Below are 16836 nucleotides of genomic sequence, written 5' to 3' on the forward strand. Positions count from 1 at the left end.
CAGCCTAGTGTTAATGAAGCTGTTGCCTCCGCTACCCAGCAGCCATTCCGGTTCGCTGAAAAGTCTGCCATTGCTGCTCAAACGCCCGGCGTTGCTGTGCATTTATGCGCTGACGGTGCTGGTGGTGACCGCCCATTTTACCGCTTACAGCTATATCGAACCTTTTGTGCAGCGGGTCGCTGGATTAGGCGAAAACTTCACCACCGTATTGCTGCTGATTTTTGGCGGTGCCGGTATCATCGGCAGCATGCTCTTCAGCCGCTACAGCAACCGCTATCCGATGGGTTTTCTGATGGCGAGCATCGCGGCGTTGCCGTTGTGCATGGCGCTGTTGCTGCCAATGGCAAAAAATCCATTGGGATTGTCCATTGTCTGCGTGCTGTGGGGCATCGTTATCATGGCGCTGAGCCTTGGTATGCAGGTGAAAGTCCTGACGCTGGCCTCCGATGCCACGGATGTTGCTATGGTATTGTTCTCCGGCATCTATAATGTGGGTATCGGCGGCGGTGCGCTGTTGGGTAACCAGATCATCACGCATGTCGGCATGAACGAGATTGGTTTTGTCGGGGCCGCGCTGGGGGGCATTGCGCTGCTGTGGGGCCTGTTCATCTTTCGGCGCTATGCGCTGGTGTTTAGCCATGCTGTCATGAAGTAATGTCATGATGGGATAATCGGTTTTGTTGAGGCGAGGTGCGTGATGGATTCGCAGTATGCGCATTGGGTAACGCGCGCCGCAGTGGTTGCGACAACCGTGGCGCTGCTGTTATTTATCATTAAAGTCTTCGCCTGGTGGTACACCGGTTCGGTCAGTTTACTGGCCTCGTTGGTGGATTCACTGGTGGATATCAGCGCGTCGCTGGTGAACCTGCTGGCCGTGCGTTATGCCCTCCAACCCGCTGACGATGAGCATGCTTTCGGTCATGGCAAAGCAGAGTCACTGGCTGCCATTGCCCAGGGTATGTTCATTGCCGGTTCCGCGCTGTTCCTTATCCTGACCGGGTTCCAACGGCTCGGTGCGCCGCAGCCGCTGTATGCGCCAGAGGTGGGGATTGTCATCACGGTGATTGCTCTGTTGTCAACGCTGCTGCTGGTGACGTTTCAACGCTGGGTGGTACGCAAAACCCAGAGCCAGGCGATACGCACCGATTCATTGCACTATCAGTCCGATGTGTTTATGAACGGAGCCATTCTGGTGGCGCTGGTGTTGAGCTGGCGCGGTATCACTTACGCCGACGCCCTTTTTGCGTTGGGGATCGGGGTTTATATTCTCTACAGCGCGCTGCGCATCGGTTATGACGCGGTGCAATCGCTGCTGGATCGCGCGCTGCCAGAAGAAGAGCAGGAGGCCATTGTTGCGCTGATTCGTGGCTGGCCGGGCATTCATGGCGCACATCAACTGCGTACCCGGCGTTCAGGGCCCACCCGTTTTATTCAACTGCATCTGGAAATGGATGATGCGCTGCCGCTGGTTCGGGCACATGAGGTGGCGGACAGTTTGGAACAGGCGCTACGTGAGCGTTTTCCCGGTGCCGATATTCTGATCCATCAAGACCCTTATTCTGCCGTACCGGAAGAACAGCGTGGGCGTATCGAGGTGTGATCCAGCCTGTATTTGTTTGAGAAATGTGATAAAAAATGGATTGTGCGGCATTATTTTGCCTGACCTGAATCAATTCAGCTCAGGGCATTTGTTATAATATGCCTAAAAAGGTGAGCGACGGTTCGCCACGGCGGCCCGTCAGATAGAAACATCCTGCAAAACTACATCTACAAGTCCAGAGGTTGTCATGATCAAGAAAATCGGAGTATTGACGAGCGGTGGCGATGCGCCAGGCATGAATGCGGCGATTCGCGGCGTAGTACGCGCGGCGCTGACGGAAGGTTTGGAAGTCTACGGTATCTATGATGGCTATCAGGGCTTGTACCAGGATCGCATGGAGCAGTTGGACCGCTACAGCGTGTCTGATGTTATCAATCGCGGCGGCACCTTTTTAGGGTCGGCGCGTTTCCCCGAGTTTCGCGACGATCATGTGCGTGAAGTCGCGGTGCAGAACATGAAAAACCGTGGTCTGGATGCGCTGGTGGTGATCGGCGGTGACGGTTCTTATATGGGTGCCAAGCGCCTGACTGAAATGGGCTTCCCGTGTATCGGCCTACCGGGCACCATTGATAACGACGTGGCAGGGACCGACTACACCATTGGGTATTTCACCGCACTGGAAACCGTACTGGAAGCCATCGACCGCTTACGCGATACCTCTTCTTCTCACCAACGTATTTCCATCGTGGAAGTGATGGGGCGCCACTGCGGTGACTTGACGCTGGCTGCGGCGATTGCCGGGGGCTGCGAGTTCATTGTCTTGCCGGAAGAAGCGTTCAAACCGGAAGATCTGGTGTGTGAAATCAAAGCGGGTATCGCTAAAGGGAAAAAACACGCCATCGTCGCCATTACTGAGCACATCTGCGATATCGATGAACTGGCGCGCTATATTGAAAGAGAAACCGGGCGTGAAACCCGTTCCACCGTATTGGGTCACATTCAGCGCGGCGGCTCCCCGGTAGCCTATGACCGTATTCTGGCGTCACGTATGGGGGCGTACGCCATTGAGTTGTTGCTGCAAGGCTATGGCGGTCGCTGCGTAGGTATTCAGAACGAAAAAATGGTGCACCACGATATCATTGATGCCATCGAAAATATGAAGCGTCCGTTTAAACTCGATTGGCTGGAGACGGCAAGAAAGCTGTTCTAAATCTGGTGTCTGTGTTCTTTCGCATTAAAAGCCATCCCGCCGCAGGACGACAGGGTGGTTTTTTTCTTGATGCGGTAGCCTGTCGGGAGCGTGTCAGGTTGCTGTCAGGTCGCTGTCGTGTTCGCGGCAGATGCGTGGGCGTAGGTTGGGGCTGTGTTTCGTTCTTTGAAAAAACAGCCATGAGGAAAACAACCATGAATACCAATCCGATTAAAACACTACGCCTTGCCCGCGCCTGGTCCCAGGAGCAACTGGCGTAACTCTCCTCCTTGAGTGTCAGAACCGTTCAGCGTATCGAGAACGGTGAGCGTGCCAGTCTGGATACGCTCGGTGCCATCGCCGCAGCGTTTGGCGTGAATGTTACCGAGTTGATGACGGAAGAGAGCGAGCAAACCCTGAGCGGTCAATCGCTTGAACGGCGCGTGCAGGCAGCAAAACGTCAGGTGCGGCAAGAGAGCAGTTTCTGGCGTTCGCTTGTGGTTTATACCGTGGTCAATCTGGTGCTGTTTGTGGTGAACCGAATGACATCGCCGGGTTCCCACTGGTTCCTTTGGCTACTGCTGATCTGGGGCATTTTTCTGTTGCTGGAGGCGGTGAAGGTATTTTGGTTGCGCGATCGTTGGCAGCGCTGGGAGCAGGCGCGTGTACAGCGGGTGCTGCGTAAGCCATAATAGGTCGTACACTTAAACGGTTAGGGCTGGCGTTGAGCCAGCGTAATAGAGAGATAATAGAGGTCTTCGCATGACAAAAGTGACCGTTGCCGCAACGCAGATGGCGTGTTCCTGGGATCTGCCCAAGAATATTGAGAATGCCGAAAAACTGGTGCGACAGGCGCACGCCAAGGGTGCTCAAATAATTCTGATTCAGGAACTGTTCGCCGCGCCTTACTTCTGTATCGATCAGAGTCCTGAGCACTATGCTCTGGCGCAAACGCTGGAGACCAGCCCGCTTATCAAACATTTCTCCGCACTGGCTGCTGAGCTTGAGGTGGTATTGCCACTGAGCTTGTTTGAACGAGCCAATAACGCCTACTACAACTCGCTGGTCATGATTGACGCCGACGGTAGCGTGCTGGATGTGTATCGTAAAACTCACATCCCCAATGGCCTAGCGTATCAGGAAAAACAGTTCTTTATCCCTGGCGATACCGGCTTCAAGGTGTGGCAGACCCGTTACGCCAAGGTGGGTGTGGGCATCTGCTGGGATCAGTGGTTCCCGGAAACCGCGCGCAGCCTGGCGTTGCAGGGCGCAGAGCTGATTTTCTACCCGACCGCTATCGGTTCTGAACCGGCTTACCCGGATATCGACAGCCAGCCGCATTGGACGCGGGTGCAGCAGGGCCACGCGGCCGCCAATCTGGTGCCGGTGATTACCTCTAACCGTATTGGGACTGAAGCAAGCAAATATATTGATGGGCTGGAAATGACCTTCTACGGTTCCTCCTTCATTGCCGATCAAACCGGTGCGCTGTTGGCACAGGCAAACAAAACGGATGAAACCGTGCTGGTGCACACCTTCGATCTGGACGCAATTGCTGCTCAACGCGCCAGTTGGGGGCTGTTCCGCGATCGTCGCCCGGAGATGTACACGGCGCTCGCGACCTCTGATGGCAAGACCCGGAGATAATCGATGTCACCTTCGACTCTCACTTCCACGCCGCGCCAGGATGGCTTTTTTATGCCTGCCGAATGGGCACCTCATGATGCGGTGTGGATGATCTGGCCCTATCGGCTGGATAATTGGCGCAACAACGCCTTGCCTGCACAGCAGACGTTCGCCGCTGTAGCACAGGCGATTGGTCAGAAGACACCGGTGATCATGGGGGTGCCAACGCAGCAGATAGCGCAGGCGCGTAGCCTGATGCCTGCAACGGTGACGCTGGTTGCGCTGGAAAGCGATGACGCCTGGATGCGTGATACCGGACCGACGGTGGTGCTAAACGGTAACGGTGAGCGCCGGGGTATCGACTGGCAGTTTAACGCCTGGGGCGGTGAGTTGGGCGGGTTGTATGACGACTGGCTACAGGATGAACAGGTCGCACAGCAGGTGCTGGCGCACCACGGCGACGTACGCTATGCGGCACCGCTGATTCTGGAAGGCGGCTCTATTCACGTTGATGGAGAAGGCACGCTGCTGACCACGGCAGAATGCTTGTTGAACCCGAATCGCAATCCTCATCTGAGCAAGGCTGAGATTGAGCAGTTGATGCGTGACTACCTCAATATTTCCACCATTATCTGGTTGGAAGACGGGGTGTATAACGACGAAACCGACGGCCATATCGATAACATGTGCTGCTTTGTGCGCCCCGGTGAAGTGGCGCTGCACTGGACGGATGACGAAAACGATCCGCAGTATGCGCGCTCTGTCGCAGCGTATCAGGTCTTATCCCAAGCTCGGGATGCGCAAGGGCGTGCGCTGAAGATCTGGAAGCTGCCTGCTCCGGGTCCGCTCTACGCGACGGAAGAGGAAGCGGCGGGTGTCGCATCGGGTGATGCGATTGAACGTTTAGCCGGTTCGCGTCTGGCGGGTTCTTACGTAAATTTTCTGATCAGCAATCAGCAAATCATCTTCCCGTTGTTGGATGCGCGTACCGATTATACGGCGCGTGACCTGCTGCAACAGATGTTCCCGGGTTACGCCATTGTGGGCGTGCCGGCGCGCGAAATTCTGTTAGGCGGTGGCAACATTCACTGCATTACTCAGCAGATCCCGTCAGTTCGTTAAGCAGGTTTTTCTATCATCAAAAAGGCTCCGGTTGTTACCGGAGCCTTTTTCTTATCTGAGAGTGACCTATTTGGTCGGCTCTTTATCCAGATTATCCGCAGGCAGTTCAACGGGCAGATAGCCGGGCAGTCGACCTGCCGGGATGATCGCCATCATGGACAGAAAGGCCATGATCAGCAGACCGAACTTCAGCGCTTTCAGGCGTGATTCCTCGTTATAGCTAAACGACTTAATTTTGATTACATTATTTAAATGAGCTATTCAATTGATTTTAGACGTAAAGTGATATCTACACGGAAAAACGAAGGGTTGAGTATCCGAGAAACAGCGAAGCAATTTCGGATTGGCCCTGCCTCTGTATCGCGTTGGATTAATCAAATAGAGTCAAAAGCATCGACCACGCGTCAGCGAAAGATCGATAAATCCGAGTTGATAAAAGATGTTGAACAATATCCAGATGCTTACCAAAAAGAACGTGCAGAGCGTTTTGGCGTTTGTCAGAAGGCCATTTGGCAAGCGCTTAAAAAGCTGGGATTGACCTATAAAAAAAACTCTACGTCATCCGAAAGCCGACGAAAACGCCCGGCAGGGATTTCAACAAAAAAAACAACAGTATGAAAAAGAAGGTAAACCTATTGTTTTTATTGATGAAAGTGGTTTTTCACACGATGCCCCACGGACTCACGGCTATTCCCCAAAAGGTCAACGGTGTTTTGGCCTGAAGAACTGGGGAGCTAGGGGAAGAACAAATGTTATCGGCGCTTTATTAGGCACAACGCTGTTTGCTATCGGATTATTTGATATCAATATTAACAGCGATGTTTTCTATGCCTGGGTCACACAAGTCCTTATCCCAGTACTCCCTAAAAACAGTGTAATCATGATGGACAATGCCACTTTTCACAAAAAACATAATATCCAACAAGTCATCATCGATGCAGGGTATATGGTGGAGTATTTGCCTACATATTCGCCAGATCTTAACCCAATTGAGCATAAATGGGCACAAGCAAAAAGCAAAAAAAGAGAGATGGGTTGCGATACAGAGAGTTTGTTCTCAGTCCATATGGTGTAATCAAAATTAAGTCGCTTGGCTATAACGCGCACCGCTTCCGCCACTTGCTCCGGCGTTGCCGTGGTTTGTGACAGCACGGTGAGCAGGCGATCATTGCTGATAAAGTTAATATTATCCAGATTCACCAGTGCCTGAATTTCTGGGGTTAGCATCGGGGTTTGCACAATGTTGCGCATCACGCTGGAACTGAGCAGCCCGACCAACAGCGCACCGGCCACGGCGGTACCAATTGCATTCGCCAGATTGTTGGTGGTGCCGCGCAGTGAGCCGACATCGCCCGCCAACTCTTTCGGTGAAGCACTCACCAGCACGTTAAACAGCAGGGTGACCAACGAGCTCTGACCAATACCGAACGCCACCAGACCAAACAGTACCGCGAACTCACTCCAGTTGTTACGCACGACAAAGGCGAGCCACAGCAGCGAAAGGGTGCAGATGATAAAGCCATAGCGGCCAATCTTTTGCGGCGTCAGCTTGTGGTATAGCCAAGCGACTTAATTTTGATTACACCATATGGACTGAGAACAAACTCTCTGTATCGCAACCCATCTCTCTTTTTTTGCTTTTTGCTTGTGCCCATTTATGCTCAATTGGGTTAAGATCTGGCGAATATGTAGGCAAATACTCCACCATATACCCTGCATCGATGATGACTTGTTGAATATTATGTTTTTTGTGAAAAGTGGCATTGTCCATCATGATTACACTGTTTTTAGGGAGTACTGGGATAAGGACTTGTGTGACCCAGGCATAGAAAACATCGCTGTTAATATTGATATCAAATAATCCGATAGCAAACAGCGTTGTGCCTAATAAAGCGCCGATAACATTTGTTCTTCCCCTAGCTCCCCAGTTCTTCAGGCCAAAACACCGTTGACCTTTTGGGGAATAGCCGTGAGTCCGTGGGGCATCGTGTGAAAAACCACTTTCATCAATAAAAACAATAGGTTTACCTTCTTTTTCATACTGTTGTTTTTTTTGTTGAAATCCCTGCCGGGCGTTTTCGTCGGCTTTCGGATGACGTAGAGTTTTTTTTATAGGTCAATCCCAGCTTTTTAAGCGCTTGCCAAATGGCCTTCTGACAAACGCCAAAACGCTCTGCACGTTCTTTTTGGTAAGCATCTGGATATTGTTCAACATCTTTTATCAACTCGGATTTATCGATCTTTCGCTGACGCGTGGTCGATGCTTTTGACTCTATTTGATTAATCCAACGCGATACAGAGGCAGGGCCAATCCGAAATTGCTTCGCTGTTTCTCGGATACTCAACCCTTCGTTTTTCCGTGTGGATATCACTTTACGTCTAAAATCAATTGAATAGCTCATTTAAATAATGTAATCAAAATTAAGTCGTTTAGCTATAAAAGCGCACGATAAGTGTAGTGGCATACTGAATTTGGCCACCTAAGTAGAGGTGATATGCTTACCTCATAATTTTTATAGGTGCCAAAATGAGTAAAATAATTACTGCTGAATTTAAATGTGAAACCGCCAAATTAGTCCTTGACCAAAATTATACCTACCAGGAAGCCGCGAAAGCCATGAACGTCAGTCTTTCAGCGATTAGCCGGTGGGTAAGAGCCCTTCGTTTAGAACGTCAAGGGAAAACATCGCCTGGTCTGCCATTAACACCTGAACAAATTGAGTTCAGAGAAATGAAGAAAAAAATCCACCGACTGGAAATGGAGAATGCCATCTTAAAAAAGGCTACTGCGCTCTTAATGTCCGACTCACTGAAAAATTCTCGGTAGTTGAAAAGCTAAGAGCGCTTTATCCAGTGAAAGCGTTGTGTCGTATTTTTAATGTTCACCGAAGCAGTTATCGCTATTGGTGTCGACCTAAGGAGCCAGATATTGAGCGGACGATAAAACGTAGCCTGGTCAGCGAAGCGTGGAACGTTAGTGGCGGGTCTGCGGGCGCAAGGACTATCGCCACGATGGTTACCAATACACACGACGTGAAACTTGGGCGGTGGTTAGCGGGTAAGTTGATGAAAGAATTAACCCTCGTTAGTTGCCAAACAAGAAAACATCAATACAACAGCGGTGGAAATGAACGTATTGATATTCCAAATCTGCTCAATAGGCAGTTCGCTGTTACCAAGCCTGACCAGGTTTGGTGCGGCGATGTAACCTATATTTGGACAGGCGACCGATGGGCGTATCTGGCGGTGGTATTAGATTTATTTGCCCGAAAACCCGTGGGTTGGGCAATGTCGTTTTCGCCAGATTCAGAATTAACAGCCAAAGCACTACAAATGGCTTGGGAACTGCGTGGGCATCCCAAACAAGTCATGTCTCATAGTGACCAAGGAAGCCATTACACCAGTCGTCAGTATAGGCAGGCATTGTGGCGTTATCAGATGACCCAAAGTATGAGTCGCAGAGGAAATTGTTGGGATAATAGTCGAGTCTGTAAAGAATTTTGTGTAAATGGCTCCATTGCTTAACCGGAGATTCGTTCTCCATACATCAACATGAATTGGCTCATAGCAGGTTTCCAGTCTCTGATTGGCAAGGTCCATTTAGCAGAGATATTATGCAAGGCTAGATAGAGTAATTTTATCACCGAGTCATCCGTTGGAAATATTCGTCGCGTTTTCGTTATCTTGCGCAATGAAGCATTTAACGACTCTATCGCGTTGGTGGTGTAGATAACCTTGCGGATCTCCGGCGGAAAGTCAAAAATGACGATGAGACGTTCCCAATTATTTCTCCACGACGGGCTGATCGTCGGGAACTGTTCATCCCATTTGGCCGCGAAGGCATCCAGGGCCTCTTCAGCGCCCTCTAGCGTTGCGGAACTATAGATGGTGCGCAGGTCAGCAGCAACGGCCTTACGCTCTTTCCAGCCGACGTAGCGCAGCGAGTTCCGCACCTGATGCACAATGCAGAGCTGTACCCGCGTATGCGGGTAAACAGCTTCAATGGCATCAGGAAAGCCTTTCAGGCCATCGCAGCAGGCGACGAAGATGTCCTTTAGCCCACGATTTTTCAGTTCTGTCATCACAGATAACCAGAACTTGGCCCCCTCAGTTTTGGCTATCCATAGCCCCAGCAGCTCTTTTTCGCCCTGGCCGTTGACGCCGAGGGCCAGATAAACAGACTTGTTGGCCACGGCTCCGCCGTCCTGGCTTTTGACAACAATACAGTCAAGGTAAACAATGGGATAAAGCGCATCCAGCGGCCGTTGCTGCCAGCGCTTAACTTCATCCATCACAGCATTGGTCACTTGAGAAATGAAGCCAGCGGAAACATCGACCCCGTAGACTTCTTTAAAGTGTGCCTGAATATCACGGGTTGATAACCCTCTGGAATAGAGAGAAATAATGCGGTCATCGAAGCCGTTAAGCTGTTTTTCGTGCTTACCGATCAGTGTCGGCTCGAAGGTACTGTTGCGGTCGCGCGGAATATCGAGCTCGATCTCCCCATTTTGGCTACGTACGCTCTTGGATGTCTTGCCATTGCGTGAGTTGCCTGAATGATTACCAGCCGGGTCATGCTTAGCATACCCAAGGTGCATCTCCATCTCAGCTTCAAGAACCCGTTCCGCCAGTCTTTTAGTCAGCACCTTGAGTAGGCCTGATTCACCCAGCAGATCCTGAGGGGAGTGACAATCTTGAAGCAGTTGGTCAATAAGTTCGTTGCTGATAGGCATTTTGTTATCCTTTGAAGGTTTTCCTCAAAATGCCATTTACACAGATTATTTTACAGTCTCTAATAGTCCGATGGAGCGATTCTTCCGTAGTCTGAAGACTGAATGGGTGCCAACGACTGGCTACCAAAGCTTTAGTACTGCTCAATCATCCATTATTCGCTACATAACCCATTATTATAGCGATGTCAGACCTCACTGGTATAGCCAAGCGACATTATTTTGATAACAGCCAGCTATGCTTCTTTGCCGCATATCAGGGCATAGGATGTAATCATTTTTAAGTCGGTTGGCTATATAACGGTGGGTTAACACCAAATGAATCAGAACGGCTGTTCCATCAACAGTCAGGTAGGGTGGCCAAATTTAGTTGACCACTAGGCTTTGTTGAATAAATCAGAATTAGCCGACAGGATGACTCCCTCTGCTACACCTGTTATCCGATCCTGACGCTGTGTGGCATACCCAACAACGTCATACGATTCAGCGCTTTGACCATCGCCATGGCTTCACCCACCTGAGCATCGTAGTCACGCAGGCTCAGGTGGCCACCCAGCAAAGTTTTTATGCGGAACATCGCTGTTTCTGCCACTGAACGCCGGTGATAACCCACTTTCTTTTTCCACATATCATTACTCCCGCTCAGACGCTGATTCGCCACCGCATGGTTACGTTCATAGTACTTGTCCGGCCAGTATTTCGCTCCGCTTCGCGGCGGGATAAGGGGCCTGATTTTCTTTCTCAGCAACGCATCGTGGCAGTAACGGGCGTCATAAGCACCGTCTGCTGACACTTCCCTGATTTTCCGGTGGGTTTGGTTAATCAGGCCCGGCAGTGCCTGCGCATCTGTCGTTCCGCTGAGCGATAAGTCGGCACAGATAATCTCATGCGTCGCACTGTCTGCTGCCAGATGAAGCTTGCGCCACACTCTTCGTCTGTCAGCCCCATGCTGCCTGACTTTCCATTCACCTTCGCCAAAGACCTTCAGACCGGTACTGTCGATGACCAGATGCGAGATTTCACCACGCGTTGGCGTTTTTATGCTGATATAGCTAAACGACTTAATTTTGATTACATTATTTAAATGAGCTATTCAATTGATTTTAGACGTAAAGTGATATCTACACGGAAAAACGAAGGGTTGAGTATCCGAGAAACAGCGAAGCAATTTCGGATTGGCCCTGCCTCTGTATCGCGTTGGATTAATCAAATAGAGTCAAAAGCATCGACCACGCGTCAGCGAAAGATCGATAAATCCGAGTTGATAAAAGATGTTGAACAATATCCAGATGCTTACCAAAAAGAACGTGCAGAGCGTTTTGGCGTTTGTCAGAAGGCCATTTGGCAAGCGCTTAAAAAGCTGGGATTGACCTATAAAAAAAACGCTACGTCATCCGAAAGCCGACGAAAACGCCCGGCAGGGATTTCAACAAAAAAAACAACAGTATGAAAAAGAAGGTAAACCTATTGTTTTTATTGATGAAAGTGGTTTTTCACACGATGCCCCACGGACTCACGGCTATTCCCCAAAAGGTCAACGGTGTTTTGGCCTGAAGAACTGGGGAGCTAGGGGAAGAACAAATGTTATCGGCGCTTTATTAGGCACAACGCTGTTTGCTATCGGATTATTTGATATCAATATTAACAGCGATGTTTTCTATGCCTGGGTCACACAAGTCCTTATCCCAGTACTCCCTAAAAACAGTGTAATCATGATGGACAATGCCACTTTTCACAAAAAACATAATATTCAACAAGTCATCATCGATGCAGGGTATATGGTGGAGTATTTGCCTACATATTCGCCAGATCTTAACCCAATTGAGCATAAATGGGCACAAGCAAAAAGCAAAAAAAGAGAGATGGGTTGCGATACAGAGAGTTTGTTCTCAGGCCCCATTCCCACTCGAAACGCAACAAAACGGTAGAGGCTTATGCCACCAGTAAGTGCGTTAAAAATACCTCATTGGGGGAACGATAGCCCAGCGATTTTCTGCCCCTTGTATTAAACTAGTTGCTGAATAGAGACTTGCATTTTTTGTCAGGCTATTGAGAATAAAAAGAGGTTTAACTTAGAGAATAAAGGTTTGAAATGATCAACAAAGAGCGGTTGTTACGAGATAATCGTTTATGTAAAGCAATCATTGGATTATCAGTCGAAGAATTGAAAAATTTAGCCGCTGAATTTTCAGCTTGTTATTTGATTTATCGGAAAAAGAATCGAAAAGATCACGAGCGGCAGATGGGTGCAGGGCAGAAAGGATTTATCCCAACCCCATTAGATAAACTGCTTTTTATTTTATTGTATTTAAAATGTTATCCGACCTATGATTTGCAAGGACTTCTTTTTGGTTTAGATAGAACACGGGTATGTCGCTGGGTGGCTTTGTTGAATAATTTAAAATACTGATTTAAATGGGTATTATAAAATTTTAACGACTAAATTTTACTACCGTAATGCTTTTTATTGTGCTAACTATTTGATTTATCGCTCTAACAAAATACATTTTCTGTACATGCATCCGGCTTTGTTGAATAATTTAACCGTTTGATTTACATCTTCTTTAGTTAGAATGCATTTACAGAGAATGTATTTTGTTAGAGCGATAAATCAAATAGTTAGCACAATAAAAAGCATTCCGAGAGGAAAAATTAGTCGTTGAAATTTTATAATGCTTATATAAATCAGTATCTTAAATTATTCAACAAAGCCCATGCATCCCACCTAAAGAAGTTGTAAATCAAAACGTTAAATTATTCAACAAAGCCTCGCTGGGTAAAAATATTATTGCCGGTTTTAGAGATGACCTTGGGGCGAGAATGTGTTTTGCCCGCTCGTCAAATTCGCTCTGCTGAGGAATTTTTTCGCGCCTTTCCTGGAGTTAAAGACGTCTTTATTGATGGGACAGAGCGACCTGTCCAAAAGCCTAAGAATCTGCGTCGGCGAAAAAAAATGTATTCGGGAAAGAAAAGACAGACCACTCGAAAAGGGCTTATTATGACTGACGAAACAAGGCAAATTGGATTTATCCCCATGAGCAAAAATGGGCGCCGTCACGATAAACGCTTACTCGATAAAGTCGATATAATTCGCCATATTCCTCCTGAGGTAACCATCTGGGCAGATACCGGTTTTCAAGGTATAGATAAACAGCATCCTAATACACAAATCCCCAAAAAAGGAACTCGAAAAAGACCTTTATCGCCTGAACAAAAACAAGAAAATAAAATAATCTCGGGCATCCGTATTACAGTTGAACACGCCATCGCGGGTATCAAGCGCCTCGGTTGCATGACCCAAATTTTACGGAATCGTAGACCCTTTATTGATGATACCTTCTTACTCCTTAGCGCCGGTCTTTGGAATTTCCATCTCAGAACAGCGTAAAATTTACTTCAATCACCGAAACACCCTTATTTCACTATTAAGCAACACGCTTATTGTTTGCAACTGCCCATGGTGATGACCGTTGCTGTTATAGCCAAGCGACATTATTTTGATAACAGCCAGCTATGCTTCTTTGCCGCATATCAGGGCATAGGATGTAATCATTTTTAAGTCGGTTGGCTATATCAAACTGCCTGGCTTCCGCCTCAACCATGATGCGAAACCCCACGCGCAGCAGCCACATCACCAGCAAGATGCCGCAGATGCCTAGCGGATAAGCCATTGCATACCCAGTTCCCATCAGGGTGACCTGTGCCGGATTAGAGCCTAAGTCGGTCAGGATCTGCTGCCCAGCACCGAGAGACGGCGTATTGGTCACCGCACCGGAGAAAATCCCCAGAATAATCGGCAACGGCACGGCGAACAGTTTGTGGATATAGCCAAGCGACTTAATTTTGATTACACCATATGGACTGAGAACAAACTCTCTGTATCGCAACCCATCTCTCTTTTTTTGCTTTTTGCTTGTGCCCATTTATGCTCAATTGGGTTAAGATCTGGCGAATATGTAGGCAAATACTCCACCATATACCCTGCATCGATGATGACTTGTTGAATATCATGTTTTTTGTGAAAAGTGGCATTGTCCATCATGATTACACTGTTTTTAGGGAGTACTGGGATAAGGACTTGTGTGACCCAGGCATAGAAAACATCGCTGTTAATATTGATATCAAATAATCCGATAGCAAACAGCGTTGTTCCTAATAAAGCGCCGATAACATTTGTTCTTCCCCTAGCTCCCCAGTTCTTCAGGCCAAAACACCGTTGACCTTTTGGGGAATAGCCGTGAGTCCGTGGGGCATCGTGTGAAAAACCACTTTCATCAATAAAAACAATAGGTTTACCTTCTTTTTCATACTGTTGTTTTTTTTGTTGAAATCCCTGCCGGGCGTTTTCGTCGGCTTTCGGATGACGTAGAGTTTTTTTATAGGTCAATCCCAGCTTTTTAAGCGCTTGCCAAATGGCCTTCTGACAAACGCCAAAACGCTCTGCACGTTCTTTTTGGTAAGCATCTGGATATTGTTCAACATCTTTTATCAACTCGGATTTATCGATCTTTCGCTGACGCGTGGTCGATGCTTTTGACTCTATTTGATTAATCCAACGCGATACAGAGGCAGGGCCAATCCGAAATTGCTTCGCTGTTTCTCGGATACTCAACCCTTCGTTTTTCCGTGTAGATATCACTTTACGTCTAAAATCAATTGAATAGCTCATTTAAATAATGTAATCAAAATTAAGTCGTTTAGCTATAATGATGGTGACGATACAGCCCAACAGCACCGTCAGTAACGCGAAGCCGTTTAGCCGCAGGCCAGAAACGCGTAAAGAAGAGAAGAAGCCGGGGCCCACCTGAATGCCGATGGTGTAGACAAACAGGATAAGCCCAAACTCCTGAATGAAGTGCAGCATGTCGTTGTTGAGGGTGAACTGGAAATATTGGGCAAAATGCCCGACCACAATGCCGCCAAACAGCACGCCACCAATGCCCAAGCCAACGCCGTAGATGCGCCAATTGCCTATCCACAACCCCAATACTGCTACTAACGCCAGCATACTCACGGTCAGTGCGATATAGCCAAGCGACATTATTTTGATAACAGCCAGCTATGCTTCTTTGCCGCATATCAGGGCATAGGATGTAATCATTTTTAAGTCGGTTGGCTATATCACTCATAGCCGTATCCTTGTGCAGCCGTCTTTCGCTTGAAAATCAGTCTAGGCTGTGTCCCTTAATTGCACGATAGATGAAAAATCGTACAAAGCAGGCTGTTTTTGACAGTAAAAAAAACCAAAATCAGTCCAAAAAACGAACAGATTCGATGTGTTTTTCTCATTTCCAATCAGTGAAAATTAATTAAGGGACACAGCCTAGACCTACGCGACAAAAGCGCCACTGACAGGCAGTCTGGCAGAAGGGGAAGCGAGAATCCGTGCCTTCCAGCACAAATCCTTATGGGTGATAGGGAAATAAAAATCCCCGGCAAAACCGGGGATAGGTAACAAACTTTGCGCGTTATTTTACGGATTAAGCATCGCTGGCCGATTCAGGAGCGTGCCTCAACTCAGGGCGGTTGCCGCCAATGGCGATACGCTGCGGTTGCAGTTCTGCCGGTACTTCACGCACCAGATCAATATGCAGCAAACCGAGTTCAAATTTCGCCTCGGAGACAGACAGGTGCTCCGCCAGCGTAAAGCTCAGGGTGAACGGTTTAAACGCCAGTCCCTGATGCAGATATTCCACTTTCTTCTCCGGCAGCGTCAGCGTACCGCTAACCGTCAGACGTGGCCCTTCCACTTCGATCGCGAGTTCGCTTTGCTGAAACCCGGCCAGGGCCAGCGTGATGCGATAGTGGTTGTCGTCTTTTTTCTCAATGTTGTAGGGAGGAAACTCAACGGCCTCCTGACTGCCCTGCATTGAGCTGGCCAATTTGTCAAAACCGATCCACTGACGCAGCAGCGGTGATAAATCATAGTTACGCATAATGTGACTCCTTCTTTGAAGCGATAATGTGCCTTCAGAGGAGCAGACAGGCTCCACCGAATTCGCCCCCTAACGGCGGGCGGGCGTTAAAACTGGGTGTTAAAGGTTAACGTCGTCTTACTTGATATCAATACGGCGCGGCTTCATCGTTTCCGGCACCACGCGCGCCAGGTCGATATACAACAAGCCATGTTCCAGATTGGCACCGGTAATTTGAATGTGCTCAGCCAACTGGAATTTGCGCTCAAAATTGCGCTCAGCAATACCCTGATAGAGATAGTTACGTGTTACCGGCTCACCGCCGTGTGCGCCTTTCACAATCAGCAGATTGTCATGAGCGGTAATCTCCAACTCATGCTCGGCAAAACCCGCGACAGCGATGGCAATGCGGTAATGGTTGTCATCCACCAGTTCAACATTGTAGGGAGGATACCCACCGTTACCCTGACTTTGTCCGGCTTCCAGCAGATTAAACAGACGATCGAAACCGATGGCGGAACGATACAGGGGAGAAAAATCGAAATTGCGCATTACAGCCTCCTAAACATTCAGCGAGGATTGATATGAGCCTTCTTTGATAGACAGGCCCTATACCCCATCGGCTACCCTCTCGGCATAGCGTCAGAGTCTGGGGCTACCATAAAGATGGGGACCGGGCTCAAACTTTCAAGGCCGCGATCGAAGCAATTTTTC

Annotated in this window: 16 protein-coding genes and 8 pseudogenes; 14 read left to right on the forward strand and 10 right to left on the reverse strand. The window is 48.6% G+C overall.

Translation table 11 applies throughout. The features are described from left to right. Positions 1 to 4: 4 nt before the first annotated feature. From ACQGXV_RS04605 to ACQGXV_RS04640, 8 genes and pseudogenes are all read left to right on the forward strand, one after another. Positions 5 to 655 (forward strand): annotated as a pseudogene (locus ACQGXV_RS04605) (MFS transporter); the annotation flags it as partial. Positions 656 to 697: 42 nt separating this feature from the next. Beyond that, the gene (gene fieF / locus ACQGXV_RS04610) at positions 698 to 1600 is read left to right on the forward strand and encodes a CDF family cation-efflux transporter FieF (protein WP_440867246.1); all 903 of its coding nucleotides are present in this window, start codon (positions 698 to 700) and stop codon (positions 1598 to 1600) included. Between the two features lie 187 nt (positions 1601 to 1787). After that, complete coding sequence (gene pfkA, locus ACQGXV_RS04615; RefSeq protein ID WP_440864995.1) at positions 1788 to 2750, forward strand: 6-phosphofructokinase; 963 nt, start codon at positions 1788 to 1790, stop codon at positions 2748 to 2750. 194 nt (positions 2751 to 2944) lie between these two features. Further along, positions 2945 to 3421, forward strand: a pseudogene (locus tag ACQGXV_RS04620) (2TM domain-containing protein). A 70-nt stretch (positions 3422 to 3491) separates the two neighbouring features. Then, positions 3492 to 4376, forward strand: a complete 885-nt coding sequence (gene aguB, locus ACQGXV_RS04625) for an N-carbamoylputrescine amidase (protein ID WP_440864996.1) — start codon at positions 3492 to 3494, stop codon at positions 4374 to 4376. Between the two features lie 3 nt (positions 4377 to 4379). Further along, positions 4380 to 5477: an agmatine deiminase gene (gene aguA, locus ACQGXV_RS04630; RefSeq protein WP_440864997.1), complete on the forward strand. Its 1098-nt coding sequence runs from the start codon at positions 4380 to 4382 to the stop codon at positions 5475 to 5477. 252 nt (positions 5478 to 5729) lie between these two features. Further along, positions 5730 to 6095, forward strand: a complete 366-nt coding sequence (locus ACQGXV_RS04635; protein WP_440862584.1) for an IS630 transposase-related protein — start codon at positions 5730 to 5732, stop codon at positions 6093 to 6095. Next, complete coding sequence (locus tag ACQGXV_RS04640; protein ID WP_440862665.1) at positions 6019 to 6552, forward strand: IS630 family transposase; 534 nt, start codon at positions 6019 to 6021, stop codon at positions 6550 to 6552. Before ACQGXV_RS04635 ends, ACQGXV_RS04640 begins: the two co-directional genes overlap by 77 nt. 23 nt (positions 6553 to 6575) lie before the next feature. Here the strand turns inward: ACQGXV_RS04640 and ACQGXV_RS04645 are convergent. From ACQGXV_RS04645 to ACQGXV_RS04655, 3 genes and pseudogenes are all read right to left on the reverse strand, one after another. Beyond that, a pseudogene (locus ACQGXV_RS04645) lies at positions 6576 to 7034 on the reverse strand (MFS transporter); the annotation flags it as partial. A 22-nt stretch (positions 7035 to 7056) separates the two neighbouring features. Then, positions 7057 to 7590, reverse strand: coding sequence for an IS630 family transposase (locus tag ACQGXV_RS04650; protein ID WP_440862665.1), 534 nt, complete (start codon positions 7588 to 7590; stop codon positions 7057 to 7059). Beyond that, positions 7514 to 7879, reverse strand: a complete 366-nt coding sequence (locus tag ACQGXV_RS04655; protein ID WP_440862584.1) for an IS630 transposase-related protein — start codon at positions 7877 to 7879, stop codon at positions 7514 to 7516. Before ACQGXV_RS04655 ends, ACQGXV_RS04650 begins: the two co-directional genes overlap by 77 nt. Positions 7880 to 8004: 125 nt before the next feature. Here ACQGXV_RS04655 and ACQGXV_RS04660 point away from each other — a divergent pair. After that, positions 8005 to 8960, forward strand: a pseudogene (locus ACQGXV_RS04660) (IS3 family transposase); the annotation flags it as partial. A 38-nt stretch (positions 8961 to 8998) separates the two neighbouring features. On the opposite strand, the gene ACQGXV_RS04665 reads toward ACQGXV_RS04660, so the two are convergent. Then, positions 8999 to 10210, reverse strand: coding sequence for an IS256 family transposase (locus ACQGXV_RS04665; protein WP_440862551.1), 1212 nt, complete (start codon positions 10208 to 10210; stop codon positions 8999 to 9001). Between the two features lie 61 nt (positions 10211 to 10271). Here ACQGXV_RS04665 and ACQGXV_RS04670 point away from each other — a divergent pair. After that, positions 10272 to 10433: pseudogene (locus ACQGXV_RS04670) on the forward strand (integrase core domain-containing protein); the annotation flags it as partial. A 210-nt stretch (positions 10434 to 10643) separates the two neighbouring features. On the opposite strand, the pseudogene ACQGXV_RS04675 reads toward ACQGXV_RS04670, so the two are convergent. Beyond that, a pseudogene (locus ACQGXV_RS04675) lies at positions 10644 to 11255 on the reverse strand (IS5 family transposase); the annotation flags it as partial. Between the two features lie 36 nt (positions 11256 to 11291). On the opposite strand from ACQGXV_RS04675, the gene ACQGXV_RS04680 reads away from it, so the two are divergent. The 4 genes from ACQGXV_RS04680 to ACQGXV_RS04695 all read left to right on the forward strand — a co-directional run bounded on the left by ACQGXV_RS04680 (position 11292) and on the right by ACQGXV_RS04695 (position 13595). After that, positions 11292 to 11657: an IS630 transposase-related protein gene (locus tag ACQGXV_RS04680; protein ID WP_440863104.1), complete on the forward strand. Its 366-nt coding sequence runs from the start codon at positions 11292 to 11294 to the stop codon at positions 11655 to 11657. Further along, positions 11581 to 12135, forward strand: a complete 555-nt coding sequence (locus ACQGXV_RS04685; RefSeq protein ID WP_440867247.1) for an IS630 family transposase — start codon at positions 11581 to 11583, stop codon at positions 12133 to 12135. The genes ACQGXV_RS04680 and ACQGXV_RS04685 overlap by 77 nt, the downstream gene beginning before the upstream one ends. A 164-nt stretch (positions 12136 to 12299) precedes the next feature. Beyond that, the gene (locus tag ACQGXV_RS04690) at positions 12300 to 12617 is read left to right on the forward strand and encodes a helix-turn-helix domain-containing protein (RefSeq protein WP_440864998.1); all 318 of its coding nucleotides are present in this window, start codon (positions 12300 to 12302) and stop codon (positions 12615 to 12617) included. A gap of 378 nt (positions 12618 to 12995) precedes the next feature. Continuing rightward, positions 12996 to 13595, forward strand: coding sequence for a transposase family protein (locus tag ACQGXV_RS04695; RefSeq protein WP_440863763.1), 600 nt, complete (start codon positions 12996 to 12998; stop codon positions 13593 to 13595). Positions 13596 to 13779: 184 nt separating this feature from the next. Here ACQGXV_RS04695 and ACQGXV_RS04700 read toward each other — a convergent pair. The 5 genes and pseudogenes from ACQGXV_RS04700 to ibpA all read right to left on the reverse strand — a co-directional run. Beyond that, positions 13780 to 14097, reverse strand: a pseudogene (locus ACQGXV_RS04700) (putative transporter); the annotation flags it as partial. Then, the gene (locus ACQGXV_RS04705; RefSeq protein ID WP_440864258.1) at positions 14055 to 14876 is read right to left on the reverse strand and encodes an IS630 family transposase; all 822 of its coding nucleotides are present in this window, start codon (positions 14874 to 14876) and stop codon (positions 14055 to 14057) included. The gene ACQGXV_RS04705 and the pseudogene ACQGXV_RS04700, both read right to left, overlap by 43 nt. An 18-nt stretch (positions 14877 to 14894) precedes the next feature. After that, positions 14895 to 15248: pseudogene (locus tag ACQGXV_RS04710) on the reverse strand (putative transporter); the annotation flags it as partial. A 439-nt stretch (positions 15249 to 15687) separates the two neighbouring features. After that, on the reverse strand, positions 15688 to 16143 hold the full coding sequence (gene ibpB, locus ACQGXV_RS04715) for a small heat shock chaperone IbpB (RefSeq protein ID WP_440864999.1): 456 nt from the start codon (positions 16141 to 16143) through the stop codon (positions 15688 to 15690). Between the two features lie 117 nt (positions 16144 to 16260). Beyond that, positions 16261 to 16674: a small heat shock chaperone IbpA gene (gene ibpA / locus ACQGXV_RS04720; RefSeq protein ID WP_222159026.1), complete on the reverse strand. Its 414-nt coding sequence runs from the start codon at positions 16672 to 16674 to the stop codon at positions 16261 to 16263. Positions 16675 to 16836 lie beyond the last annotated feature (162 nt).

Source organism: Symbiopectobacterium purcellii, assembly GCF_052050035.1.
Classification (GTDB): Bacteria; Pseudomonadota; Gammaproteobacteria; order Enterobacterales; family Enterobacteriaceae; genus Symbiopectobacterium; species Symbiopectobacterium purcellii_A.